The sequence below is a fragment of the Delftia sp. Lp-1 genome (genome assembly GCF_020523835.1).
GTDB classification, from domain to species: Bacteria; Pseudomonadota; Gammaproteobacteria; order Burkholderiales; family Burkholderiaceae_C; genus Comamonas; species Comamonas acidovorans.
In genome coordinates this window covers 216,517-241,646 of sequence record NZ_JAJALJ010000001.1, presented here as the reverse complement: position 1 = coordinate 241,646, position 25,130 = coordinate 216,517, and the positions used below count along the sequence as shown (strand labels likewise).

At 68.4% G+C, this 25,130-nt stretch carries 24 protein-coding genes; 13 read left to right on the top strand and 11 right to left on the bottom strand.

The genetic code is table 11. The features are described 5' to 3' along the window. The first annotated feature begins 12 nt into the window (after window positions 1–12). The 5 genes from epsC (at window position 13) to LGR64_RS01015 (ending at window position 5,404) form a co-directional block, all read left to right on the top strand. On the top strand, window positions 13–927 hold the full coding sequence (epsC, locus tag LGR64_RS01035; protein ID WP_013800567.1) for a serine O-acetyltransferase EpsC: 915 nt from the start codon (window positions 13–15) through the stop codon (window positions 925–927). Next, window positions 924–1,196, top strand: a complete 273-nt coding sequence (locus LGR64_RS01030; RefSeq protein WP_012207587.1) for a helix-turn-helix domain-containing protein — start codon at window positions 924–926, stop codon at window positions 1,194–1,196. Before epsC ends, LGR64_RS01030 begins: the two co-directional genes overlap by 4 nt. An 82-nt stretch (window positions 1,197–1,278) precedes the next feature. Next, complete coding sequence (locus LGR64_RS01025) at window positions 1,279–2,211, top strand: family 2A encapsulin nanocompartment shell protein (protein ID WP_013800566.1); 933 nt, start codon at window positions 1,279–1,281, stop codon at window positions 2,209–2,211. A gap of 12 nt (window positions 2,212–2,223) precedes the next feature. Beyond that, window positions 2,224–4,113, top strand: a complete 1,890-nt coding sequence (locus LGR64_RS01020; protein ID WP_230354863.1) for a family 2A encapsulin nanocompartment cargo protein cysteine desulfurase — start codon at window positions 2,224–2,226, stop codon at window positions 4,111–4,113. Between the two features lie 286 nt (window positions 4,114–4,399). After that, entirely contained in the window at window positions 4,400–5,404 is a 1,005-nt protein-coding gene (locus tag LGR64_RS01015) for a fimbrial protein (RefSeq protein ID WP_230354862.1), read from the top strand. A 90-nt stretch (window positions 5,405–5,494) separates the two neighbouring features. Here the strand turns inward: LGR64_RS01015 and LGR64_RS01010 are convergent, their stop codons facing one another. The 5 genes from LGR64_RS01010 to LGR64_RS00990 all read right to left on the bottom strand — a co-directional run bounded on the left by LGR64_RS01010 (window position 5,495) and on the right by LGR64_RS00990 (window position 10,587). Further along, window positions 5,495–6,451, bottom strand: a complete 957-nt coding sequence (locus tag LGR64_RS01010) for a Bug family tripartite tricarboxylate transporter substrate binding protein (protein ID WP_141835561.1) — start codon at window positions 6,449–6,451, stop codon at window positions 5,495–5,497. A gap of 44 nt (window positions 6,452–6,495) precedes the next feature. Next, window positions 6,496–7,491, bottom strand: coding sequence for a tripartite tricarboxylate transporter substrate binding protein (locus tag LGR64_RS01005; protein ID WP_192368323.1), 996 nt, complete (start codon window positions 7,489–7,491; stop codon window positions 6,496–6,498). A 66-nt stretch (window positions 7,492–7,557) separates the two neighbouring features. Continuing rightward, window positions 7,558–8,622, bottom strand: coding sequence for a hydroxyacid dehydrogenase (locus tag LGR64_RS01000; RefSeq protein ID WP_230354861.1), 1,065 nt, complete (start codon window positions 8,620–8,622; stop codon window positions 7,558–7,560). After that, window positions 8,622–9,299 carry an RraA family protein gene (locus tag LGR64_RS00995; RefSeq protein WP_230354860.1) on the bottom strand — a complete coding sequence of 226 codons (678 nt, stop codon included), beginning with the start codon at window positions 9,297–9,299 and terminating at the stop codon, window positions 8,622–8,624. The genes LGR64_RS01000 and LGR64_RS00995 overlap by 1 nt, the downstream gene beginning before the upstream one ends. A gap of 52 nt (window positions 9,300–9,351) precedes the next feature. Further along, on the bottom strand, window positions 9,352–10,587 hold the full coding sequence (locus LGR64_RS00990) for an alpha-hydroxy acid oxidase (RefSeq protein ID WP_230354859.1): 1,236 nt from the start codon (window positions 10,585–10,587) through the stop codon (window positions 9,352–9,354). 83 nt (window positions 10,588–10,670) lie between these two features. Between LGR64_RS00990 and LGR64_RS00985 the strand changes: the two genes are divergently transcribed. The 7 genes from LGR64_RS00985 to LGR64_RS00955 all read left to right on the top strand — a co-directional run bounded on the left by LGR64_RS00985 (window position 10,671) and on the right by LGR64_RS00955 (window position 18,934). Continuing rightward, window positions 10,671–11,591 carry a LysR family transcriptional regulator gene (locus tag LGR64_RS00985; RefSeq protein ID WP_013800558.1) on the top strand — a complete coding sequence of 307 codons (921 nt, stop codon included), beginning with the start codon at window positions 10,671–10,673 and terminating at the stop codon, window positions 11,589–11,591. 291 nt (window positions 11,592–11,882) lie between these two features. Beyond that, on the top strand, window positions 11,883–12,725 hold the full coding sequence (locus tag LGR64_RS00980; protein WP_096914088.1) for a GNAT family N-acetyltransferase: 843 nt from the start codon (window positions 11,883–11,885) through the stop codon (window positions 12,723–12,725). After that, on the top strand, window positions 12,722–13,243 hold the full coding sequence (locus LGR64_RS00975; protein WP_096914089.1) for a phage tail protein: 522 nt from the start codon (window positions 12,722–12,724) through the stop codon (window positions 13,241–13,243). The genes LGR64_RS00980 and LGR64_RS00975 overlap by 4 nt, the downstream gene beginning before the upstream one ends. 18 nt (window positions 13,244–13,261) lie before the next feature. Beyond that, on the top strand, window positions 13,262–13,762 hold the full coding sequence (locus LGR64_RS00970) for a phage tail protein (protein ID WP_096914090.1): 501 nt from the start codon (window positions 13,262–13,264) through the stop codon (window positions 13,760–13,762). A 27-nt stretch (window positions 13,763–13,789) separates the two neighbouring features. Next, entirely contained in the window at window positions 13,790–14,332 is a 543-nt protein-coding gene (locus LGR64_RS00965; protein ID WP_096914091.1) for a phage tail protein, read from the top strand. Between the two features lie 29 nt (window positions 14,333–14,361). Continuing rightward, a complete protein-coding gene (locus LGR64_RS00960) occupies window positions 14,362–18,627 on the top strand; it encodes an IPTL-CTERM sorting domain-containing protein (RefSeq protein ID WP_230354858.1) in 4,266 nt (1,421 codons plus the stop codon). Window positions 18,628–18,724: 97 nt separating this feature from the next. Continuing rightward, the gene (locus LGR64_RS00955; protein ID WP_013800552.1) at window positions 18,725–18,934 is read left to right on the top strand and encodes an oxidoreductase-like domain-containing protein; all 210 of its coding nucleotides are present in this window, start codon (window positions 18,725–18,727) and stop codon (window positions 18,932–18,934) included. A 23-nt stretch (window positions 18,935–18,957) separates the two neighbouring features. Here LGR64_RS00955 and LGR64_RS00950 read toward each other — a convergent pair whose 3' ends face one another. The 4 genes from LGR64_RS00950 to LGR64_RS00935 form a co-directional block, all read right to left on the bottom strand. Beyond that, window positions 18,958–19,428 carry a RidA family protein gene (locus LGR64_RS00950; protein ID WP_230354857.1) on the bottom strand — a complete coding sequence of 157 codons (471 nt, stop codon included), beginning with the start codon at window positions 19,426–19,428 and terminating at the stop codon, window positions 18,958–18,960. Between the two features lie 335 nt (window positions 19,429–19,763). Beyond that, entirely contained in the window at window positions 19,764–20,579 is an 816-nt protein-coding gene (locus LGR64_RS00945) for an ABC transporter permease (RefSeq protein WP_016452672.1), read from the bottom strand. Between the two features lie 5 nt (window positions 20,580–20,584). Further along, on the bottom strand, window positions 20,585–21,436 hold the full coding sequence (locus LGR64_RS00940; protein WP_230354856.1) for an ABC transporter permease: 852 nt from the start codon (window positions 21,434–21,436) through the stop codon (window positions 20,585–20,587). Window positions 21,437–21,441: 5 nt separating this feature from the next. Further along, entirely contained in the window at window positions 21,442–22,302 is an 861-nt protein-coding gene (locus LGR64_RS00935) for an ABC transporter ATP-binding protein (RefSeq protein WP_230354855.1), read from the bottom strand. A gap of 142 nt (window positions 22,303–22,444) precedes the next feature. Here LGR64_RS00935 and LGR64_RS00930 point away from each other — a divergent pair, with 142 nt between their 5' ends. Then, window positions 22,445–24,229 carry a monovalent cation:proton antiporter-2 (CPA2) family protein gene (locus tag LGR64_RS00930; protein WP_088165570.1) on the top strand — a complete coding sequence of 595 codons (1,785 nt, stop codon included), beginning with the start codon at window positions 22,445–22,447 and terminating at the stop codon, window positions 24,227–24,229. Window positions 24,230–24,262: 33 nt separating this feature from the next. On the opposite strand, the gene LGR64_RS00925 is transcribed toward LGR64_RS00930, so the two are convergent. Both LGR64_RS00925 and LGR64_RS00920 read right to left on the bottom strand, forming a co-directional pair. Beyond that, window positions 24,263–24,652: a VOC family protein gene (locus LGR64_RS00925; protein WP_012207608.1), complete on the bottom strand. Its 390-nt coding sequence runs from the start codon at window positions 24,650–24,652 to the stop codon at window positions 24,263–24,265. A gap of 71 nt (window positions 24,653–24,723) precedes the next feature. Then, on the bottom strand, window positions 24,724–25,077 hold the full coding sequence (locus LGR64_RS00920) for an energy transducer TonB (RefSeq protein ID WP_012207609.1): 354 nt from the start codon (window positions 25,075–25,077) through the stop codon (window positions 24,724–24,726). Between the last annotated feature and the right edge of the window lie 53 nt (window positions 25,078–25,130).

Genomic DNA, 25,130 nt, shown 5'->3' with positions numbered 1-25,130 from the left:
AGGAGCACGCAGATGGCCAGTTTCGACATTGCCGGACTCACCCAGAACCTGCATGCGGCGCGCCGCGAATGGCGCGAGGCGCACGGCCGCACCCAGGAGCCCGGGGCACGCGAGTTTCCCTCGCGCGACGCGCTTTCCACCCTCATCGACCAGCTCAAGGCAGCCCTGTTTCCCATGCGCCTGGGACCGCACGACCTGCGCCAGGAAAGCGAGGACATCTTCGTGGCCCACCAGCTGGACTCGGCCCTGCATGCGCTGCTGGGCCAGATACGGCTGGAGCTGCGGCTGTCCGCGCCCCACACGGCAGCGGGCGCCGACGCCATGGCGCTGGACATCGCACGCGCCTTTGCCGAGTCCCTGCCCCAGATCCGCCGCCTGCTCGACAGCGATGTGCTGGCCGCCTTCCAGGGCGATCCCGCCGCGCGCAGCGTGGACGAGGTGCTGCTGTGCTATCCGGGCGTGCTGGCCATGATCCACCACCGCCTGGCCCATCAGCTGTACCTGCTGGAGCAGCCGCTGCTGGCGCGCATCGTGGCCGAGCTGTCGCATGCGCAGACGGGCATCGACATCCACCCGGGCGCGAAGATCGGGCGGGGCTTTTTCATGGACCACGGCACGGGCGTGGTGATCGGCGAGACCGCCGTGATCGGCGAGCGCGTGCGGCTGTACCAGGCCGTCACCCTGGGCGCCAAGCGCTTTCCCACCGATGAGCACGGCCACCTGCGCAAGGGCCTGGCGCGCCATCCGGTGGTGGAGGACGACGTGGTCATCTACGCGGGCGCCACCATCCTGGGCCGCGTCACGCTGGGGCGCGGCGCCGTCATCGGCGGCAATGTCTGGGTGACCGAGGACGTGCCGCCCGGCGCCCATGTCACCCAGGCCCATGCGCGCGAGCACGCGCAGCAGCCCCGGGAGGTGGCCCTATGAGCACCCGGCTTGTCACCAGCTTCGGCATTGCCGTGCGCCAGGCGCGCGAGGCCCATGGCTGGTCGCAGGAGCGGCTGGCCGAGCACTCGGACCTGAACCGCTCCTACGTGGGCGAGATAGAGCGCGGCCGCGTCATCGCCTCGCTGCTGACCGTGGAGAAGCTGGCCGTCTCGCTGGGCGTGCAGCCCTCGGCCCTGGTCATGCGCGGCGAAACCGTGGCCCACGACCAGCTGGTGCGGGGCCTGCGCTTGGCGGCTATAGCATGTTGAAGACATGTGCGCGGGCCGGGACACTGGCCCTGTTTCCCTCCTTCCCCTTCCCTTTTTCCTGAACTGATCACGGAGTCTGCACATGTCGGCAACAGTGGGCGGCACGACCGCGCTAGGCGACAACGCCGCGCGGCAACTGGCCAACGCAACCAAAACCGTTCCCCAGCTTTCGACCATCAGCCCGCGCTGGCTGACGCACCTGCTGCAATGGTCGCCGGTGGAGGCCGGCATCTACCGCCTCAACCGCGTCAAGAACCCGGAGGCCATCAAGGTCACCTGCACGGCCAAGCAGGAAGACAACCAGCTGCCGCGCACCTATGTGGACTACGAGGAGCAGCCGCGCGAGTACTTCCTCAACGCCGTCTCCACCATCCTGGATGTGCACACGCGCATCTCCGACCTCTACAGCAGCCCGCATGACCAGATCAAGGAACAGTTGCGCCTGACCATCGAGACCATCAAGGAGAACCAGGAAAGCGAGCTGATCAACAACCCCGACTACGGCCTGCTGGCCCAGGTCACGGACGAGCAGCGCATCTTCCCGCTGACCGGCGCGCCCACGCCCGACGACCTGGACGAGCTGCTGACCAAGGTCTGGAAGGAGCCCGCCTTCTTCCTGACCCATCCGCTGGCCATTGCCGCCTTTGGCCGCGAGGCCACGCGCCGCGGCACGCCGCCACCCACGGTCAGCCTGTTCGGCTCGCAGTTCATCACCTGGCGCGGCATTCCGCTGATCCCCTCGGACAAGGTGCCCGTGGCCGACGGCAAGAGCAAGATCCTGCTGCTGCGCGTGGGCGACAAGCGCCAGGGCGTGGTCGGCCTGTACCAGCCCGGCCTGCCGGGCGAGCAGAGCCCGGGCCTGTCGGTGCGCTTCATGGGCATCAACAACCATGCCATCGCGTCCTACCTGATCTCGCTGTACTGCTCGCTGGCCGTGCTCACGCCCGACGCGCTGGCCGTGCTCGACGATGTCGAGATCGGCAAGTACCACGACTATCCCGACACCTACAAGTAAAGAGGCCGGGCGTTGACCGTGTCTGCAATCACCTCCGTGGCGCCCCAGGCGCCCTTCGACCCCGAGGCGCTGGCGCGCATGGCCAACGCCCTGTTCTCCGCCGCACCGGGATCGGCTCCTGCCCTGCCCGGCCTGCCTGCTGGCGTGCAGGCCCCCGTGAACGTGGCGCCGCCCGGCTCGCCGCTGGCCAGCCCCGCGGGCCTGGGGCCCGGCGTGCCGGGCACGCCCATCCCGCAGGGCCTGGCGCTGGGCAGCAACCTGCTGCCGGCCTCGCCCGCACCGCTGGCCTCGCTGGCCCACCGCGCGCCCGCGCTGCTGCCCCATGCCCAGGCCGGCAACGGCGTGCCTGACCATGTCGTGAGCGCCCTGCCCGCCTACGAGCCGCGCCTGGGATCGCAGGTTCTGGGCGTGCCCCAGCGCCAGGGCGATCCGCTGGATGCGCTGGCCGCGCTCCCGTTCACGGCACCTGCTGCACCTGCGGCACCTGCGTCACCCGCCGTGCCGCGCATCGGCGTACCCACCGAAGGGCCCGGCATTGCGTCCACCGTGCCTTCGGCCGAGCCGCGCTTTTACTTTGTCGATCCCGTGGTGCTGCCCGCCGGCTACACCACGCCGGCCCATCCGCTGCAGCGCCAGCAGGCTTCGCACGGGGCAAGGCATGGAGCGGCCGGCGTGCAGGCGCCCTTCGACGTACATGCCGTGCGCAGGGACTTTCCCATCCTGTCCGAGCGCGTCAACGGCCGGCCCCTGGCCTGGCTGGACAACGCGGCCACCACGCACAAGCCGCGCGCGGTGATAGAGCGCATCCGCCATTTCTACGAGCACGAGAACTCCAACATCCACCGCGCAGCCCATGAATTGGCCGCGCGCGCCACCGACGCCTACGAGGGCGCGCGCGAGCGCGTGCGCCGCTTCATCAACGCGCCCGACGTGAACGAGGTCATCTTCGTGCGCGGCACCACCGAGGCCATCAACCTCGTGGCCAAGAGCTGGGGCTGGCAGCATGTGGGCGAGGGCGACGAGATCATCGTCTCCCACCTGGAGCACCACGCCAACATCGTGCCCTGGCAGCAGCTGGCGGCCGCCAAGGGCGCGAAGATCCGCGTGATCCCGGTGGACGACTCGGGCCAGGTGCTCATCGATGAATACCGCAAGCTGCTGAACCCGCGCACCAAGATCGTCTCCGTCACCCAGGTCTCCAACGCGCTGGGCACGGTCGTGCCCGTGCAGCAGATCGTGGAGCTGGCCCACCAGGCGGGCGCCCGGACCCTGGTCGATGGCGCGCAGTCGGTCTCGCACATGGCCGTGGACGTGCAGGCCATCGGTGCGGACTTCTTCGTGTTCTCGGGCCACAAGGTCTTCGGCCCCACGGGCATCGGCGTGGTCTGGGGACGGCGCGAGGTGCTGGAGGACATGCCGCCCTGGCAGGGCGGCGGCAACATGATCGCCGACGTGACCTTCGAGAAAACCGTCTACCAGCCCCTGCCCAACACCTTCGAGGCCGGCACAGGCAACATTGCCGACGCCGTGGGCCTGGCCGCCGCCATCGACTACGTGCAGGCCCTGGGCATGGAGCGCATCGCGCGCTACGAGCACGATCTGCTGCAGTACGGCACGCAGGCGCTGGCGCCCATCCCCGGCCTGCGCCTGATCGGCACGGCGGCCGACAAGGCCAGCGTGCTGTCCTTCGTGCTCAAGGGCTGGACCACGGCCGAGGTGGGCGAAGCGCTCAACGCCGAAGGCATCGCCGTGCGCACCGGCCACCACTGCGCCCAGCCCATCCTTCGGCGCTTCGGCGTGGAGACCACGGTGCGGCCCTCGCTGGCCTTCTACAACACCACCGAGGAAATCGACCGGCTGGCGGCCGTGGTGCAGGGGCTGGCGGCGCGCAGGCGGGGTTGAGCCACGGGCTCAGCCCAGGCGTCTTGCAAAGGCGTCGCCCGTGGCGGCCATGCCCAGGCGGCCGTGCCCAGGCGGCCGCCCACGTCGTTGGCGCCGCTTGCGCCAGGTCTGCCGCAGGCCGGACCCGGTGGCCATGCCGCGCCACGGCAGCGGACGGAACACGGCATTGGAGTCATGAAAAAGCATTGCCAAAATAAGAATGATCCTATGGATTTTCATAAATCATAGGAATAGACTTTGGAGCACGCCCATCAAACTCTCCTGCATCGTTTCCGGTTTCATTCATATGAAAAAAATCAGATATTTTCTCATTCCGGCAACGCTTTGCTTTTCTGTAAGCTCCATTTATGGAGGAATGTTTACACCGGCAGTATCCATCGTCCAATTACCGGAAATCATCAACGTTCCCGCAGGAAATATCATGAATGGATCAGTGCTATGGGAATCGCCCATGGTCAAATCCACTCTCGACACAATTTCCTACAGTGTGCTTTCGGGGCCATCTTCAGAAATATGGCCCCAAATCATGAACCCCACTACGCTGGACGGCGATATCTACTCCACATCTTTGCGCGGAATAGGAATCCGTTGGCGTGCCACATGGAAAGCCAGGAATTTCCCCAATGGCAAAACCATGTCCATCACCACTCAATCCAACAATTCAGGAGCCACGGGATGGCAAAAGGATGATGTACATGAGCAAGCCATATGGATGCAACTCATCAAGACAGGCGCCGTTCAATCGGGCACTTTCAGTGTCAGCAGCTATGCAACCGCCCGGTTTGACTGCAATAGCCTTTGCAATATCTGGTCCGTGATGGCGGCCGGCAGCACCGTGGTGCGCACAGGCGCCAGTTGCCGGGTGAAGACGAGCAACATCGCCGTGAACCTGCAGCGAATCAACAGGTCGCAGTTCAACGGGATAGGCGCTACCTCCGCGCCCCAGCCATTCGATCTGGAACTGATCTGCACCGGGGGCGATGCCAATTCCACCCTGCGCCCGTTCGTCACGCTCACGGATGCCAACGATGCCGCCAACCGCTCCGATGTGCTGACGGTGACCGGAGGGGCTGCCGGCATCGGCATCCAGATCCGCAGCAGCGACAAGGTCATCAGCTACGGCGAGGACTCCGCCAACTTCGGCAATCCCAACCAGTGGCAGGCGGGCATCATCACCCCAAACACCAGCAACCACGTGATTCCATTGACGGCGCGCTATGTCCAGACCCAGCCCTCCGTCACCACAGGCCTGGCCAACGGACGGGCCACCTTCACGCTCAATTACCAGTGACCTGCCAGTGACCTGCCAGTGACACGCTGGCTGCATTGCGGCTGTGCAGTCGCCCCCGTGCCGATCCTGCACTGCCGCACCCGGCTGCGCTCACTCGGCTCTGGCCCCCGACACCCGCACCTGCTCGGCGGCCACGGGCATCTGCTCGCGCACGAAGCGCCAGAACGCGTCCACGCCCATGGGCTTGACGGGCAGCGAGCCCTGTTCGATGAACTGCTTTTGCACCTCAGGATTGCGCAGCGCCGTGGCCAGTGCGCCGTTCAGGCGCTCCAGCGCCGCACGCGGCGTGCCGGCCGGGGCAACCAGCCCGTACCAGGAGTCGGTGTAGAAGCCTTTGACGCCTGCTTCCTCGAACGTGGGCACATCGGGCAGGGCCGGCAGGCGCTGGCGCGAGGCCACGGCCAGGGCGCGCAGCTTGCCCGAGCGGATGAAGGGGATGGCGCCCGTGGTGAGCACGAAGTCCACGCGGCCCGCCATCAGGTCGGTCATGGCCGGGGCCGTGCCCTTGTAGGGGATGTGGGTGACATCCACGCCCGTGAGCTGCTTGAAGCTGGCGCCCGCCAGGTGCTGGCTGGAGCCCACGCCGCCCGAGCCGTAGTTGAGCTGGCCCGGACTGGCGCGCGCCGCCTCCAGCAGATCGTTGACCGAGCGCAGCGGCGAGGCCACGGGCACCAGCAGCACGCTGGGCGAGGTGGTGATCATGCCGATGGGCGCGAAGTCCTTGAGCGGGTCGTGGTTGAGCTTGGCATAGAGCGCGGAGTTCAGGCCGTGCGAGGCCACGGTGGCCAGCATGATGGTGTTGCCATCGGGCCTTGCGCGGGCCGCCGCGTCGCTGCCCAGGTTGCCGCCCGCGCCGGCCCGGTTGTCGATGGTGATGGGCTGGCCGAGGGCCTCGCTCATGCGCGTGGCCGCCAGTCGCGCCACGTTGTCGGAGGGGCCGCCCGCAGGCCAGCCCACGATGAGGGTGATGGGGCCTTGCGCCAGCGCGGGCAGGGCCAGCGTGCACAGGGTGAGCGCAGCCAGGCTGCGGCGCGACAGAGGGGTCATGGCAGTCGTCCTTGTCCATTCAAAGGTTTGCATGGCCAGGGCCTTCAGGGCTTTCCGTCCTGCCAGGGCATCTCGGTCCAGAGCTTGCGAAAGCCGGCCTCGGTGCGCTCCAGCTCGGCCGCGTAGGCGGGCGGCGCCAGATAGCGCAGCGGCGCGTACATGGCCTCGGCCTGCTGCCTGAACTGCGGGTCGGCCGCGATGGCGGCCACGGCATCGACCAGCTTTTTGCGCACGCCTTCGGGCAAGCCCTTGGGCGCGGCCAGGCCGCGCAGGGAGGCCAGCTCGATATCGATGCCCTGCTCCTTGAACGTAGGCACCTGCGGCGCCAGCGAGCTGCGCGCGGCCGACATCTGGCCCAGCAGGCGGATGGGAGTGCCGCCCTTCTGGTAGGCCAGCACCTCGCCCACGTTGATGGCGCCGATGGTGATCTGCTGGCCCGTGGCGGCGGCGCGCACCTCGCCCGCGCCCTTGTAGGGCACATGGGTGAGCTGCGTGCCCGTGGCCTTGGCGAACAGCAGCATGGCCAGGTGGTCGTCCGAGCCCGTGCCCGTGGTGCCCACCGTCACGGCGCCGGGGTTGGCCCGGGCGTAGGCGGCCAGGCCGGCCAGCGTGGTGATGGCGTTGCTGTTGTGGATGGCAAAGCCGCCCGGGTCGTCCACCAGGTTGCCCAGCAGGTCGTACTGGCTCCAGTGGAAGCTGCTCTTGCGCTCGATGGGGATGGTCAGCACGTTGGGCGTGTTGATGAAGCCGATGGTGTAGCCATCCGGCTTGGCCCGCGCCAGTTCGCCAAAGCCGATGCCGCCGCCCGCGCCGGGGCGGTTGAGCACGACCACGCTGCCGCCCAGCTTCTTTTCCAGATGGCGGGCCAGCAGCCGCGCCACCAGGTCGGTGCCGCCGCCGGGCCCGTAGGCCACGATCATCTCGATGTTGCGCGAGGGATAGGGGACCTCGCCCTGAGTCTGGGCCTGGGCCAGGGCCGGCAGCGCCATGCAGGCGGCGGCCAGGCCTGCGCACAATGCGCGCCTTGCTTGCTGTGTCATCTTTGTCTCCTGGGTCGCCTCTTGCAGTGGTCTGAGAGGCTTTGTAGTCATGGTGAAGGAAGCGGCTCAACGGGACGGGGAAAAGGACAGGGAACGGGACGGGTCCAAGGCCCTGGCGATGCGCTCGCGCGCATGCGGCCAGACCTCGGGATTGACCAGGCGCGCGGGCCGCTGGCCATTGGCCAGCAACTGCACGATCTGGGTGGCGGCCAGCTCGGCGTTGTTGCGCCGGGCCTCGTGCGTGACACCGGCGGTGTGGAAGGTGGCCACCACCTGGGGCAGGGCCAGCAGCGGATGAGAGGCGGGCGGCGGCTCCTGGTCCCAGACATCGAGCCCGGCGCCGGCCAGGTGGCCGCTGGCCAGGGCGGCGTGCAGGGCGGCCTCGTCATGGATACCGCCGCGCGCCGTGCTCACGAAAACGGCGCCCGGCTTCATGGCCGCAAAGGCAGCGGCGTCCATCAGCCCCAGCGTGGAGGCATCGCGCGGGCAGTGCAGGGAGACGATGTCCGCGCGCTGCAGCAGTTCGTCGAAGCCGACGGCCTCTGCCCCGCGCGCTGCCAGGCCGGCCGCGTCGTAGGCCGGGTCGCAGCCGATCACCTGCATGCCGAAGGCCCGGCCCAGGGCCGCGACGCGGCTGCCGGCCTCGCCCACGCCCACCAGGCCCAGGGTGCGGCCGCGCAGCTCGTGGCCCATGACGTCTTCCCGGCTGAAGCCCCGGCCCGGGGCGCGCAGCAGGCGGTCGGATTCGTTGATGCGGCGCAGCACGGACAGCATCAGCCCGATGGCCATCTCGGCCACCGAATCCGCATTGCCGCCCGACTGGTTCATCACGGCCACGCCGGCCCGCGTGCAGGCCTCGATGTCGATGGTGTCGCAGCCCGAGCCGCTGGAAGATACCGCCAGCAGATCGGGACAGCGTGCCAGCAGATCCGCCGTGGCGAACCAGTGGCGCGGCAGCTCGTCCTTGGCGGCCGTGATCTGGTAGACCTGTGCACCGGCCAGGGCCTGCCAGGCGGCGGCATCGTCGCCCTCGCGCCGGCAGGTGACCAGTTGCACGCCAGGCGCGGCCGAGACGATGCGGTCAAAGGCCGCATCCAGCCAGTAGTCGAAGCGGACAATGCGGCGGTCCATCACAGCACCCCCTTGGCGGCCAGCGTGCGCGCCACCCAGGAGCGGTCGGCGCGGCCTGCGGCAATGGCGGCGAGCACGTCGGCCTCGTCGCGCTGTATGGCCTCCACGCGGTCGGCAATGGCGGCGGCCTCGGCGGCGGGCACGGCCAGCAGGCCGTCGCCGTCGCCCAGCACCAGGTCGCCCGGGTGGACGACCATGCCGTCGATGCTCACGGGCAAGTGCAGCTCGCCGGGGCCGTCCTTGTAGGGGCCGCGGTGCGAGACGCCGCGCGCATACACGGGCAGGCCGTGCTGGCCTATGGTGTCGCTGTCGCGGATCAGCCCGTCGATGACGATGCCGGCCGCGCCGCGCGCCATCATCAGCGCCAGCATGATCTCGCCAATGATGGCGTTGGGCCCGGCGCCGCCCGCGTCCACCACGATCACGTCGCCGGGGCCGCAGATGTCGATGGCCTGGTGCACCATGAGGTTGTCGCCGGGCCGCGTGCGCACGGTCAGCGCACGGCCCACCAGCGGCCCCTGGCGGCGATGGAAGGGCCGCAGCGCCGAGGTGCCCGTGGTGCGGCTCATGGCGTCGCTGACATTGGCGACCGGAAAGCCGCGATAGCGCTGCAGCAGCGCATCGCCAAGGGCGGCCTCGGGCCGGGCGTGGATATGGAATCCGGGAATCTTGCTCACTGCTGTGTCTCCGTCTGTGTCTGTGTCTGTGTCGATACCGTTGTCTTGCCGCTCAGAACGCATCCCAGGCCTGCGCATGGCGCACGCAGGCCGGCGTGATCTGGTCCAGGCGCGTGGCGCCCAGCATGGCCATGTCGCGCAGCACCTCCTCGCGCAGCAGGGCCATGGCGTGGGCCACGCCCGCCGGCCCGGCCACCGAGGCCGCGTAGTTGAAGGGCCGGCCCACGAACACGCAGCGCGCGCCCAGGGCCAGGGCCTTGAGCACGTCGGTGCCCCGGCGCACGCCGCTGTCCAGCATCACGGGCAGGCCGGGCACGGCGCGCACGATGCCGGGCAGCACGCGCAGCGGTGCCACGGAGCCGTCGAGCTGGCGCCCGCCGTGGTTGGAGACGATGAGGCCGTCGGCGCCGTGATCGCGCGCCAGCACGGCGTCTGCGGCCGAAAGAATGCCCTTGACCACGAGCTGCCCCTGCCAGCGCTGGCGGATGGCGGCCAGATGCGGCCAGGCCAGGTGGGAGCGGTCCGAGAAATCGCGCATCACGCTGGCCGACAGGATGGGCGCGCCCCGGTGCGCATAGTTGTTCTCGAAATGCGGCATGCCGTGGCGCCACAGGGTCTTGAGAAAGCTGCCGAACAGCCAGCGCGGGTGGCTGATGCCCTGCCAGGCCAGGCCCGGCCCGGGCCGCAGCGGCGTGGAGAAACCGGCGCGCACATTGTTCTCGCGGTTGGCGGCCACGGGCGTGTCCACCGTGATCACCAGGGTCTGCACGCCGGCGGCGGCCACGCGGTCCAGCAGCGCATCGATCTGGCCCTGGTCGCCCGGCAGGTAGGCCTGGAACCAGGTGTGGGGCGCGGCCGCCATCACCTCCTCCAGCCGGATCAGCGAGGAGCCGCTCATGATGGCCGGCACGCCCGCCTGCTGTGCGGCCTGGGCCAGCACCAGATCGCCCCGGTAGGCTGACAGCGCGGCAATGCCCATGGGCGCCACGCCGAAGGGCGCGCCGTAGCGGCGCCCGAACAGCTCGAAGGAGGGGTCGCGCTGTGCCACGCCCACCAGCGCGCGCGGCACGAAGGCCAGCTCGGCAAAGGCGCGGCGGTTGTCCGCCAGCGAGGCGTTGTCCTCCACCGCGCCGCTGATGTAGGCATGGATGGGGCGCGGCAGATGGCGCCGCGCCAGCCGCTCGAAATCATCGAGCGACAGCACCTGGCGCAGGCGGCGCGGCGGCCGGGCAGGGGCTGGTGCAGCAGCTGCAGGAGCGGTGGTGGAGGGGACGTTGTTGGCAGGCATTGCCGGCCAATGTAGAAGGACCAACCTGCAAAGAAAAGCGAAATAAATAGGAATCGATATTTCGATTTTGGAAGAATGTCGCCATGACCCTCAAACAGCTCGAAGCCTTCTACTGGGCCGCTACCTGCCTGAACTTCAGCGTGGCCGCCGACCGCGTGCACCTGTCGGTCTCATCGCTGTCCAAGCGCATTGCGGAGCTGGAGGCCTCGCTGGGCGTGCAGCTGTTCGACCGCAGCGGCCGCGCCGCCGAACTCACGCCCCAGGGCGAGCAGCTGCTGCCGCGCATCCGCGAGCTGCTGCACGGCGCCGCCCAGCTGCGCGAGGCGGCGGGCCGCAGCGTGGGCCTGCAGGGCCGCTGCCGCATCGGCTTTGGCGAGCTCAGCGGCCTGACCTGGCTGCCCCGGCTGGTGCAGCGCGTGGCCGAGCTGCACCCCGACCTGCAGCTGGAGCCCCACACCGACATCGGCCAGGTGCTGGAGCAGCGCATCGTCGATGGCGAGCTGGACTGCGTGGTCATTGCCGGGCCGTCCTCGCGCAGCAGCCTGGCCTTCGAGCAGGTCGCCCAGGTGCGCTTCGTCTGGGCCGCCAGCGACGACTTCATCGCCCGCGCCGGCACCGGCCTGCCCCGGCGCCTGGTGCGAGAGCAACTGCTGATCGCCCTGCCCACCGGCTCGGGCGCCACGCGCACGCTGGACGACTGGCTGGGCCGCCACGGCCTGGCCGTGGAGCGGCGCCTGTCGTGCAACAGCTGGGGCGCCGTGGTGGGCATGGTGGTGGACGGCCTGGGCTTCACCTACATGCCCGAGCAATGGGCGCTGGCCCTGCAGGAACGCGGCCGCCTGCGCGTGCTGGACGGCAGCGCCGAGGCCGCAAAGCACAGCGCGCTGGCCCCGCTGACCTACACCGTGCAATGGCGCCGCGACGATGCCCGGCCGCTGATCACGGAAATGCGCGAGATCATCCGCAGCGTGATCGATTTCCCGGCGCCGCGCTGTTTGAGTTGAATATCACTGATTTCAGGGATATTCAAAATGGCAATCCTGTAGTATTTGAATGAACAATCAATATCAACAATAAACAACATCAATGCATTGATAGGGCATTGTCAATTTCAAATATCAATCGATTCAGATCTTTCCCTATGGGAGCACTCATCTTTCGCATGGATTTCTTGGCATACTGAAAATCCTTTCTCAAAGAAATTTGACAATCCTTTGCAAAAACTGCCTATGATTTAACAACTCTTTTCAATTATTCACGACTGGAACTCCTGCGTTTCCAGTCGATTTCCATTCATGAGCACTGCGCCTGCAAATACCAGTCTCCGCAGCCCTCACCCCGAATCCTGCGGTGCGCTGGCGCTTCAACCCATTGGCTCCGGCGACGAAGCCGCTCTCCTGGCCATCTTCGCCTCCACACGCGAGCAGGAGCGCGAACAATTCGGCTGGCCCGAGGAGCAATGGAATGCCTTCATTCGCCAGCAGTTCATGGCGCAGCACACCCAGTATTCGACGGCCTACGCCAACCCCAGTTTCGATCTGGTGCTGCGCGATGGCGAGATAGCGGGCCGGCTGTATGTGGACCGCAGCCCGCAGGAAATCCGCGTGGTGGATATCGCCCTGCTTCCCAGGCACCGTCGCCAGGGCGTGGGGCGGCAGTTGCTGCAGGCTTTGACGGATGAGTCAGATGCCCTGGGCATTGACCTGGGCCTGCATGTGGAGAAGAACAACCCCATCCTCGGCCACTACCAGCGCCTGGGCTTTGTCACCGAGGCCGATCGCGGCGTGTACTGGTATATGCGCCGCGCGCCGCAGCCTGCGCGCATGCCCTGCCCTGAGGATTTCACCGGCCTGGTCGGCACCGATTTCGCGTTGCAGCTCCCCGGTGCCGCGCCCGTGGCGCTGCGCCTGGAAACGGCCACGGTCACGCAGGGATTGCTGGCCTCGCGCTGCTCGCTGCGCTTCAAGGGGCCTGACATCGGCCGCCCGGCCCACGACACCTACCTGCTTTCCCACGAACGCCTGGGACGCTTTGCTCTGTTCCTGGGGCCCGTCGTGGATGCGGAGCCGGGGCAAACCAGCTACCAGGCACTCATCACACGCATGAACACGTCGATCAAGGAGGAGGAGACGCCATGAGCGAGGCATATATTGGAGAAATCCGTCTTTTTGCGGGCAACTTTGCCCCCCAGAACTGGGCATTGTGCGACGGCAGGCTGATTGCCATCAGCGAGAACGACGCACTCTTCGCGCTGCTGGGTACCACCTATGGCGGCGACGGCATCACCAACTTCGCACTGCCCAACCTGCAGGGCCGGCTTCCTATTGGCCAAGGCCAGTTGCCGGGCGGGAGCAACCGCGTTCTGGGCCAGCAGATGGGTGCGGAAGACGTAACGCTGAACATCAACCAGTTGCCCGGGCACACCCACCAGTTCTCGGCGGCCGGCGCCGCCAGCACCAGCAAGCCACAACAGCAGGTACCGGCAGCCGTCACGGGGTTCAACCTCTACGCCCCCTCACCCGCCACGACTGCCGCCACCCTGGGACCCAGTTCGGTGCAGATCGTCGGCGGCGGGCAGCCGCACAACAACGTCATGCCCAGCCTGGTGCTGAGCTACATCATCTGCCTCTTGGGCATCTTCCCCAGCTTCGCATAGCACGGACAGGAGCACTTCATGGAACCCTTTCTCGGAGAGATCCGCGCATTCGCCTTTGGCCAGGTCCCAAGGGGCTGGCTGCTGTGCAACGGAGCGATTCTGCCGATCAATACGAACCAGGCCTTGTTTGCGCTGCTGGGCACCCAATACGGCGGCAATGGCTCGACGACCTTCGGCCTGCCCGATCTGCGTGGTCGCACGCCCATTGGATACGGTGGCAGCGTTGTGCTCGGCCTGATCGACGGTACGGAAAACGTCACGCTGACCCCCAGCCAGATGCCCCAGCACACCCACCAGTTGCTGTCCAGCGCCGCGGTGGCCACCACCAATGTCCCCGGCGGCAATGTGATGGCCGAGGCCGCCAATGGCCTGTCTGCCTATGGCGCGCCCACCAATTCCTTCATGGCGGCCACCGCCGTGGACATCAGCGGCGGCAGCCAGCCTCACCAGAACATGCAGCCCTCGCTGGTCATCAACTGGTGCATCGCCAGCTCCGGGATCTTCCCGTCCCGCAACTGAACAAGCCTCCCCCAAGGAAACATCCATATGGCAGATCCCTTCTACGGCGAGGTCCGCGCATTCGGCTTCTACTTCGCCCCTGTCAACTGGGCCTTTTGCGCAGGCCAGACCATACAGATACAGCAGAACGCAGCGCTTTTTTCGGTCATCGGAAACCGGTTCGGCGGTAACGGAACCACCAACTTCATGCTGCCCAATCTGCAGGGCAGAGCCGCCATGGGCGCCGGCACGGGACCTGGACTGAGCCCCCGCAACATCGGTGAAACCATGGGCACAGCCACCGAAACGCTGAGCATTGCGCAGATACCGGCGCACAGCCACGGCATCAGCGCCCAGGGCGCCGGCGCCACGGCGGCCACCCCCAGCGGCAACTTGCTGGCGCAGGGCATGCAAGGCGTACCGCCCCGGGGCAGCGCCAGGCCCACCTATGCAGCGGGAGCTGCCACTTCGGCCATGGCGCCGACAGCGCTGCTGCCCGTCGGCGGCAACCAGGCCCATAGCAATATGCAACCCGTTCTGGCGCTGAATTTCTGCATCTGCCTGTCCGGCGAATTCCCCGTCAGGCCCTGACGTTCTTCCACCTCCAGCCATTGCCCGCCATGCCCACCAACCACACCCCCAGGCCCAAGTCCGCTTCACGCATGCTGTCCATGTGGTTTGCGTGGTTCATAGGGTTGGTGATGGCACTGGCGGCTCCGGCCCATGCCGCAGTGGACCCGGGCATCATCGACTTCGGGAGCAGCGCCGCGCCTGGCGCCTTCTCGGATGTTGCCCCGGACTACAACGGGCTTCGCTTCACCGGCCAGTGGTCCTATTTCGCTGAAGTGGACCTGCAGACGGGCAGCCCGGGAATCACCACGTCCGGCGACGCCATCACCTCCGCCACCCTTGACGGCAACGCCATCATCAAGGCGGCCAATGGCACGGACCGCTTCAGCCTCGCACGGGTGCGCATCCATGCCTACGGCTCAATGACCCAGTTCACACTCGCGGGCTATCGCGGCGGCAGCCCCGTGTCCGGTGCCAGCGTGACCGTCACCAAGACGTCTTCCATGACCGAGCAATTCGTCCCTATCGATCTGAGCGCGCTGGCGGATGTGGACGAAGTACGGGTATCCAACAATGCCACGGTTGGCGAAGGCGGCAACTTCGCCTTCGACGATCTGGCCGTCGATCCCTTCCCCCCTGCCGCACCCACGGCGACGGCGCTGTCGCCCACGAGCGGCCTGGCCGCTGGTGGATATCCAGTCACCATCATCGGAACCAACTTCACCAACGTGATCGACAGCTCCATCGTGACCGCCGTGAGCTTCGGCGGTACGCCGGCGACCAGCTTCACGGTCGACAGCGCCACCCAGATCACGGCCACGGCACCGGCAGGATCGGGCACGGTGAACGTGACCGTCACGACAGCAGGCGGCACCAGCGTCACTGCCGCAGCCAATCAGTTCACCTATCTGCCCGCGCCCACGGTGGCATCCGTCTCGCCCAACTTTGGCCCGCAGGCTGGCGGCACCAGCGTGGTCATCACCGGCGCCAACCTGTCCGGCGCCACCGCCGTGCTATTCGGCGCGACAACCGCCAGCTATGTCGTCAACAGCGCCACCCAGATCACCGCCATCTCGCCTGCGGGCACAGGCACGGTCGATGTGCGCGTCACAACGGCGGGCGGCACCAGCGCCATCAGCGGGGCCGATCAATTCAGCTACCTGGCAACGCCCACGATCACCAGCATCGCGCCCACGGCAGGCCCTCAGACGGGCGGCACGGCGGTCACCATCACGGGCACGAACTTCATCGGCACCACGGGCGTGAACTTCGGCGCCTCGGCAGCGACCGGCTTCACGGTCAACAGCGCCACCAGCATCACGGCCACGGCGCCGCCCGGAACGGGCACGGTGGACATCCGCGTCAGCAACTCCGTCGGCACCAGTCCCACCGTTGCCGCTGACCAGTTCACTTATGTGGCGGCACCGTCGGTCACCTCCATCTCTCCCACGGCAGGTCCCACCGGCGGCGGCACCACGGTCATCATCACGGGCACCGGCTTCGCAGCAGCACCTGGCACCGGCGCCGTGCGCTTTGGCGCCACGACCGCCACCTACACCATCAACAGCAACACCCAGATCACAGCCACCGCGCCCGCGGGCAGCGCCGGCACGGTCGATGTGACGGTGACCACGGTGGGCGGCACCAGTGCCACCAGCGCAGCCGACCAGTTCACCTATGTGCCCGCGCCCACGGTGACTTCCATCTCGCCCACGGCAGGGCCCACCGCAGGAGGAACCTCGGTGGTCATCACCGGTACCAACTTCTCCGGCACCACTGCCGTGACCTTCGGCGCCACGGCCGCCACAGGCTTCACGGTCAACAGCGCCACGCAGATCACGGCCACCGCGCCTGCCCACGCAGCGGGCACGGTAGACGTGCGCATCACCACAGTGGGCGGCACCAGCGCCACCAGTGCGGCCGACCAGTTCACCTACGTGGCCGCACCCACGGTGACTTCCGTCTCGCCCACGGCAGGGCCCGCCGCAGGAGGAACCTCGGTGGTCATCACTGGCACCAACCTCTCCGGCGCCACGGCCGTGACCTTCGGCGCCACGGCCGCCACGGGCTTCACGGTCAACAGCGCCACGCAGATCACGGCCACCGCGCCTGCAGGGTCGCCGGGCACGGTCGATGTGCGCGTCACCACGACTGGCGGCACCAGCGCCACCGGCGCGGCAGACCAGTTCACCTACGTGGCCACGCCCACGGTGACGTCCATCTCGCCCACCAGCGGCCCGCAGGCAGGCGGCACCACGGTGACCCTGACCGGCACCAACCTGGGCGGCGCCACGGCCGTGACCTTCGGCGCCACGGCCGCCACGGGCTTCACGGTCAACAGCGCCACGCAGATCACGGCCACAGCGCCTGCCGGCACGGGCACGGTAGATGTGCGCATCACCACCGCGGGCGGTACCAGCGCCACCAGCGCGGCCGACCAGTTCACCTATGTGCCTGCGCCCACGGTGACCTCCATCTCGCCCACCAGCGGCCCACAAGCGGGCGGCACCACGGTGACCCTGACCGGCACCAACCTGTCCGGCGCCACGGCCGTGACCTTCGGCGCCACGGCCGCCACGGGCTTCACGGTCAACAGCGCCACGCAGATCACGGCCACCGCGCCTGCCGGCACGGGCACGGTAGACGTGCGCATCACCACCGTGGGTGGCACCAGCGCCACCAGCGCGGCCGACCAGTTCACCTATGTGCCCGCACCCACGGTGACTTCCGTCTCGCCCGCAAGCGGTTCTTCGATTGGTGGCACCACGGTCACCCTGACCGGCACGAACTTCACCGGCGCCACGGCCGTGACCTTCGGCGGCACGGCCGCCACGGGCTTCACGGTCAACAGCGCCACGCAGATCACGGCCACAGCGCCTGCAGGATCGGCGGGCACGGTCGATGTGCGCGTCACAACGACTGGTGGCACCAGCGCCACCGGCGCGGCAGGCCAGTTCACCTATGTGGCCATCATGGTGACGCCCGCGACGCTGGCCGGCACGCCCAAGGTAGGTGTCTCGTTCAGCGAGACCCTGACCGCCAGCGGCGGCGCAACGCCCTACACCTTTGCAATGGCCGGCGGCAGCACGCTGCCCACAGGCCTGTCACTGTCGCCCACCGGGGTGATCAGCGGCACGCCCACGGCGGCCGGGGCCTTCAGCTTCACGGTGCAGGCGACCGACAACAGCAGCATCAGCGGCCAGCGCACCTACAGTGGCAGCGTGACGGCAGCCACGGTGGCGCTGACGCCCGCAGCTTCCACGCTGCCGGCCGCCAGGCTGAACACGGCCTATGCAGGGCAGACCTTCACTGCCAGCGGAGGCACGGCGCCCTACACCTACGCCAGCAGCGGCACGCTGCCGACCGGAATGACGTTCAATGCCAGCACCGGTGTTCTGGGCGGCACGCCCACCGCGGCGGGAAGCTTCACCTTCACCATCACGGCCACGGACTCCTCCACGGGCACGGGTGCTCCGTTCACCTCGGGCAGCACCAGCTACACCCTGGTGGTGAACTCCACCAACGCCGACCTCAGCGCCCTGGCACTGAGCAGCGGCACGCTCGCACCGGGCTTTGGTGCAGGCACCCTGGCCTACACGGCCACCGTGCCCAACACCAGCAGCACTGTCACGGTGACGGCCACCGCAGCCGATGCGGGCGCCACGATCCTGGTCAACGGCGCAGCGGCCTCCACCCCGGTGGCGCTGAATGTGGGCAGCAATACCGTGTCCATCGAAGTCACGGCGCAGGACGGCACGACCAAGAAAACCTATGTGGTGACGGTGACGCGCGAGGCCAGGCAAAGCGCCTCGGGCTCGGGTGTGGATCTGGGCATTGCCAACAGCAGCCCCACCTGCACGCTGACTGCGGCCAGCTTCACCTCGCCTTCTGCCGTGGCCGGCTCGCTGGGCCCGCTGCCGGCGGCCTTCACCTACCCGCAGGCCGCCGTGGACTTCACGGCCAAGCAGTGCGCCCCCAGCAGCACGCTGACCGTGACCCTCACCTTCGCGTCCCCCGTGCCCGCCAACGCGCAGTTGATGAAGTACGACGCCACCGCAACGCCCAAGTGGCAGCCCTTCACGCCCACCATCAGTGGCAACCAGGTCAGCTACACCATCATGGACGGCGGCCTGCGCGATGACGACAAGACGGTCAATGGCGAGTTCGTCGATCCCGTCATCCTGGCCCTGCCTGGAGCCCCCGCAGGAGCGCAGAGCATCCCCACGCTGGACCGCTGGGGCCTGCTGCTGCTGTCGCTGATGGCGGGAGCAGCCGGCTTCATGGGCATGGCGCGCAGGCAGCGTACCGGACGGTAAGACGCGTCAACAAGCAACCCGCGCTGCTGCATGTCGGCAGCGCGGGTTTGCTTTTGGTGCTCTACAGAAAGCCCCATGGCGCGAGACAATCGCCCCCATGACCACCGCGCCGATTCCCGTTTCCGCAGATCCCGCCGCCTCCGCCGACCCCATGCCCCAGCCGCCCGAGCAGCCCGACCTGGACGCCTGCTGCGGCAATGGGTGCGACCCCTGCATCTTCGACAGCTATGACCTGGCCATGGACGAGTACCGCCAGGCGCTGCGGGCCTGGAAGGCGCGCAACGAAACGCCAGCGGGCCAGGGATAGGAATAGGGATAGGGGTAGCGCGATCAGTCCACGCGGGCGATCAGGTCCAGCTCCACGGCCGCGCCCTTGGGCAGCTGCAGCACGCCCACCGAAGTGCGCGTGTGGGCACCCACGGGGCCCAGCACCCGGGCGATGAGGTCGGAGGCGCCATCGGCCACCTCGCTTTGCTGGGTGAAATCGGGCGCCGAGCGCACATAGACGGTGATGCGTGCAACGGCGCGCACGGCATCGAGCGAGCCGGCCGCGCGCTGCACGAAGGCCAGGGCCCGCATGGCGCAGATGGCGGCGGCCGTTCTGGCCGATGTCAGGTCGATCCCGGCGCCGACCGTCCCCACATAGAGCACTTCATCGCCCACGCGGGGAATCTGCCCGCTGACGAACAGCTGCTGGCCGTCGCGCACGACGGGGCTGTAGTTGCCGCCTATCTTGATCTCGCCATCGAAGCGGTGGCCGAGCTCAAGGGCGGCCTGGGCGAAGCGTGCATCTGCTGTCATGGTCTGGTGTCCGGAGTAAGGCAAGCGCGCAGTCTAGAGCGTGTTATGCACTTTTACGTGCCCGCGAAAGCCGGGAAAGGGGCCCGGAACGAGGCGTAGCACGCGCCGCGGTTGCCACACCGCAAGCGGGCTGCAACGAAGGGCCGGGCCCCTTTCCCGGCTTTCCCGAAGGGTTGGCTCTGCGCGCAGGCGCTCGCGGCGTTGCAGCGCTTGCCAAGGCATGAGCCTTGGCGGCGCACTGCGCCTTGCGATCACCAGCGCGCAGAACCAACGCGGGTACTTAAAAGTGCATAACACGCTCTAGAGCCTGTGGCGCACCGGCGCCTGCAGCGGCTTCAACTGCCCGTGGACGCGTAATGCCTCACCCCCATGCGCCAGGCGCCCGAGGCCAGCCAGAGGAAGGCAAAGCCGGCCAGCGGCGAGACCCAGCCCAGCCAGGCTGGCGCGCCCAGCGGGTCGGGCTTGCCCAGCACGGCCAGCGCCGGGTAGTAGGCCACGCAGGCCAGCGGCACGGCGAAGGTCAGCAGGCGGCGGAACCACTGCGCGTACAGGGCCAAAGGGTACTGGGCGGCCTCGACGCTGCCGTAGCTCAGCACATTGGCGGCTTCCAGGCTTTCCACGGTCCAGAACGAGAGCGCACCCTGCAGCACCAGGATGCCCAGGAACAGCGCCACGCCGCCCGCTACGGCGAACAGCGCCACGGCCACGGCCTGGGGCGTCCACGCCACGGCGCCCTGGGCGGTGGCAAAGCCCAGCACCAGCAGGCCCTGCAGCAGGCGGCCCAGGCGGCTGATGCGCACGTCATGGCCCATGAGCTGCAGCCACACGGGGCGCGGGCGCAGCAGCAGGCGGTCGAAGGCGCCCGTTCGCAGGAACTGCGTGCCCAGCACGTCGAAGCCCCGGCCCAGCGCATCGGCCAGGGCGAACATGCAGTTCACCAGGCCATAGAACACGGCCACTTCGCCGATGCGCCAGCCCTGCACCTCGCCAAACCGGTGGAACAGCGCCCAGACGGCGATGACCTCGATGCCCGTGACCAGGAACTGGCCCAGGGTCAGCATCAGCGCCGAGGCCGGGTAGCGCGCCTGCCCGCCCAGCGAGGCCAGCGCCAGGCGCAGGAACATGGACAGCGATCCTTTGTGCTTGGCCATGGCGCTCACCCGCCCTGCACTTCGAGCCGGCGCATGGTGCGCGCCATGGCCGCGCGGCCCAGGGCCACGATCACGGCAATCCACAGGGCTTGCAGCGCCAGGCAGGCCAGCATCTGCGCACCGGCCATCTGGCCGAAATAGATGCGCGCAGGGATGTCCATCACGCCGGCCAGCGGCTGCAGCAGCAGCGCGGTCTGCCAGGCGTCGGGCATCAGCGCCAGCGGCAGCAGGTTGCCCGACAGCACGATGACCACGGGCGCGGCCAGCGTGTTGATACCTTTTTCATTGAGCGCGGCGGCAGCGGCAACATTCAGCAGCATGACCAGTGCCGTGGACAGCAGCAGCGCCAGCAGCATGGATGCGGCAAAGCCCAGGCCTGCGGCCCAGCCGGCCGGCGGCTGCCAGCCCCAGGCGCCCAGCCCCATCAGCGGCAGGGCCAGCCCTGCAAACGCCACCATCAGCGCCACGCGCGGCAGCACTCGCGCGGCGATCCAGCCAGCCGAGCGCACGAACCACAGCGCATAGGCATCCACGGGCCGCAGCCGGTCATAGGCAACGGCGCCCGTGCGCACGGCCAGGGCCACGTCGGGGTCGCCGCTCCACGGCAGCAGCGCGAACAGGCCCTGCGCCACCCAGGTGTAGGTGATGGCGTGCTCCAGCGAAATCGGCGCGCCGGCCGATGCCGAGGCGCTGCCGTAGAACGCCGCCAGCACCATGGTCTTGATGGCGCCCCACCAGCACTGCGTGGCAAAGCCCGCGTAGGCGGCCGTGCGGTACTGCAGCATCAGCAGAAAGCGCGAGGCGAAGGCGGCCTTATAGGGGCGCAGCAGGTGTTGCAGACGGTGGCGCGGTCCCATGGCGCTCAGACCTCCGAGGCACCATGCATGGCGTAGAAGCGGGCGATCACGGCCTCGATGGCCATGTCCTGCCCCTCGCCCTCGCCTTCGCCTTCGACCGTGCCATCACGCTGCGCCGCCACGACCTGGGCGCGCAGCGCATCGACCGCGCAGTCGGCCAGCACGCGGCCATGGCCGATGACAATGACGCGCCGCGCCAGCGCCTCGATGTCGTGCATGTCATGCGTGGTCAGCAGCACCGTGGTGCCGCGCTCGCGGTTGGCGCGCAGCACGAAATCGCGCACGGCCAGCTTGGAGGGTGCGTCCAGGCCGATGGTGGGCTCGTCCAGGAACAGGATCTCGGGCTCGTGCAGCAGGGCCGCGGCGATCTCGGCGCGCATGCGCTGGCCCAGGGAAAGCTGGCGCACGGGCTGGTCCAGCAAGCGCTCCAGGCTCAGCATGGCCACCAGCTCATCGCGGGTGCGCGCAAAGCGCAGCGGATCGACGCGGTACAGGTCGCGCAGCAGGTTGAAGCCATCGCCCACGGGCAGGTCCCACCACAGCTGCGAGCGCTGCCCGAAGACCACGCCGATGCGGCCCACATGGCGCTGGCGGTCGGTGAAGGGGTCGCGCCCGTCCACTTCCACGCGCCCGCCATCGGGCCGCAGGATGCCCGACAGGATCTTGATGGTGGTGGACTTGCCCGCGCCGTTGGGGCCGATGAAGCCCAGCAGCTCACCACGCTCCAGTGCGAACGACACGCCATCCAGCGCCTGCACCGTGCGATGGCGCGGACGCACCAGCGCGCGCAGCGCGCCCATCACGCCGGGGTCGCGTTCATGGATGCGGTAGGTCTTGCGGAGGTCGTGGACGAGGATCTGGGGCATGGCGCTGGGCGGTGAGGTAAGCGCAGAGGGGGGCACAGAGGGGGCGCGATTCTACACAGGACCGGGCTTTGCTATCCTGCGCGCAAATTCGCGGATGGAAATCCGCCTTGCCGCACGCACGCACGCACAAAGGAAACACAACATGGCAGCTGAAGGCAATGCAAGCCAGCTCGTAGGAATCGTCACGCTGCTGGGGGCCGCCGTGGTGGCCGTCCCGCTGTTCAAGCGGCTGGGCCTGGGCGCCGTGCTCGGCTACCTGGCCGCCGGCCTGGCCATAGGCCCCTACGGACTGGGCCTGGTGACGGACGCGCAGACCATCCTGCACGTGGCCGAGCTGGGCGTGGTGATGTTCCTCTTCGTCATCGGGCTGGAGATGAAGCCTTCGCACCTGTGGGACCTGCGCGGCCAGATCTTCGGGCTGGGCAGCCTGCAGGTGGTGGTGTGCGCGCTGCTGCTCACGGGCGTGGGCATGGCCTTCGGTTTTCCGTGGCAGGTGGCCTTCGTGAGCGGGGCGGGCTTTGTGCTGACCTCCACGGCCATCGTCATGCAGGTGCTGGCCGAGCGTGGCGACATCCTGGCGCCGCGCGGCCAGCGCATCGTCTCCATCCTGCTGTTCGAGGACCTGCTCATCGTGCCGCTGCTGGCCGTGGTGGCGTTTCTGGCGCCTGCCGATGCGGCGCCCGTGGCGACTTCGCCCCTGTGGCAACGCGCGGGCGTGGCCCTGCTGTCACTGGGCGCGCTGGTGGGCGCGGGCCTGTGGCTGCTGAACCCGCTGTTCCGCATCCTGGCCAAGGCCAAGGCGCGCGAGGTGATGACGGCCGCCGCGCTGCTGGTGGTACTGGGCGCCGCCCTGCTGATGGAGATGGGCGGCCTGTCCATGGCCATGGGCGCCTTCGTGGCGGGCGTGCTGCTGTCCGAATCCTCGTTCCGCCACCAGCTGGAGGCCGATGTGGAGCCCTTCCGCGGCCTGCTGCTGGGCCTGTTCTTCCTGGGCGTGGGCATGGCGCTGAACCTGGAGGTGGTGGCACTGAACTGGCGCATCGTGGGCATGGGCGTGGTGGCGCTGATGCTGGGCAAGGCGCTGTGCATCTATGCCGTGGCCCGCGTGGCACGCAGCAGCCATGCCGATGCGCTGGACCGCGCCATCCTCATGGCCCAGGGCGGGGAGTTCGCCTTCGTGCTGTTTGCCGAGGCGCTCAAGCTCGGCGTGCTCGACCCCGAGGTGCATGCCAACATGACGGCCATCGTCGTGCTGTCCATGGCCATCACGCCGCTGGTGGTGGTGCTGCACAAGCGCCTGGCAGGCGCCGAGGCCGTGTCGCTGGACGGCGTGGAGGCGCCGCAGGACCTGCGCGGCAACGTGCTGGTCATCGGCTTCGGCCGCGTGGGCCAGATCGCCAGCCAAGGGCCGCTGGCCCGTGGCGCCAAGCTGTCCATCATCGACAACGACCCCGACGTGATCCGCAACGCCGAGCCCTACGGCTTCAAGGTCTACTTCGGCGACGGCGCGCGCGCCGACATCCTGCATGCGGCCGGCGCCAGCCATGCCAGCGCAATCCTGGTCTGCGTGGACAGCAAGGCCGCCGCCACGCGCATCGTGGAGAACGTGCGCCACGAATGCCCGCACGCCCGCCTCATCGTGCGCGCCTATGACCGCGAGCACGCGCTGGAGCTCATCCAGAAGGACGCCGACCATGTCGTGCGCGAGAGCTTCGAGTCCGCCCTGCTCATGGGCCGCCATGCCGTGCTGGCCCTGGGCGCCACCGAGGACGAGGCCCAGACGCTGGAGGCCGAAGTGCGCGGCCGCGACACCGAGCGCTTTGCGCTGGAGACCGCCGGCGGCACCTTTGCGGGCCGCGCGCTGCTGCTGGGCAACATCGAGCGCATCGATCCGCCCCGGCACGACAAGCCCACCGCCAGGGACTGAGCGCGAAAGGGCTGCAGGGGCCGCAGGCCCCGCTCAATGCCGCTGGTTGATCTGTATGAGATTGCCGCAGGTGTCGTCGAACACGGCAATCGTGACCGGCCCCAGATGCGTCGGCGGCCTGGTGAAGCGCACGCCGGCCGCGCTCAGGCGCTCGTACTCGGCCTGCACGTCGTCCACGCCGAAGAAGGTGGCCGGCACGCCGTCGGCATGCAGGGCGGTCTTGAACGGCCTGGCGGCCGGGTGCATGTCGGGCTCCAGCAGCAGCTCCACGCCATCGGCATCGCCGGGTGATGTCAGGGTGAGCCAGCGCGCATCGCCGCCCATGGGAATGTCGTGCTTGAGAACGAAGCCGAGCACGTCGCGGTAGAAGGCCAGGGCCTTGTCCTGGTCGTCGACGAGCACGCTGGTGATGACGATCTTCATGGAATGCTCCTTGCCTTGTGTCGCTGCGCAGGGCACGCACCGGGTACACACCTGCCACCACCGGCATGCCGCTATTTCAGCAGGAAGGTGACGGGCACGCGCGTCCACATGCTGTCCGGCACGCCGTCGCGCGTGCCGGGGACAAAGCGCCACGTCCGCACGGCGTCCAGCGCCTCCTGGTCGAGCAGAGGATAGCCGCTGCTGTCTGCCACATCCACGGCCAGTGCCTTTCCGCTGGCGCCCACCAGAACCCGCAGCACCACCTTGCCTTCCTGCTCCAGCCGCCTGGCTTCCTTGGGATAGGCCGGCATCTTGTTCTCGCTGGCCTGCCTGTCGGGCACAGGCTGCACCACGCCTGCCGCAGCCGGGCCGCCGGCCAGCAGGCCCAGGGTCAATGCAAGGATGGCGCAGCGCATGCGGGGCATTCGGAAGGCTCCTGGATGGGGGCGGGATGGGGGACTGGATGGGGATGGGATGG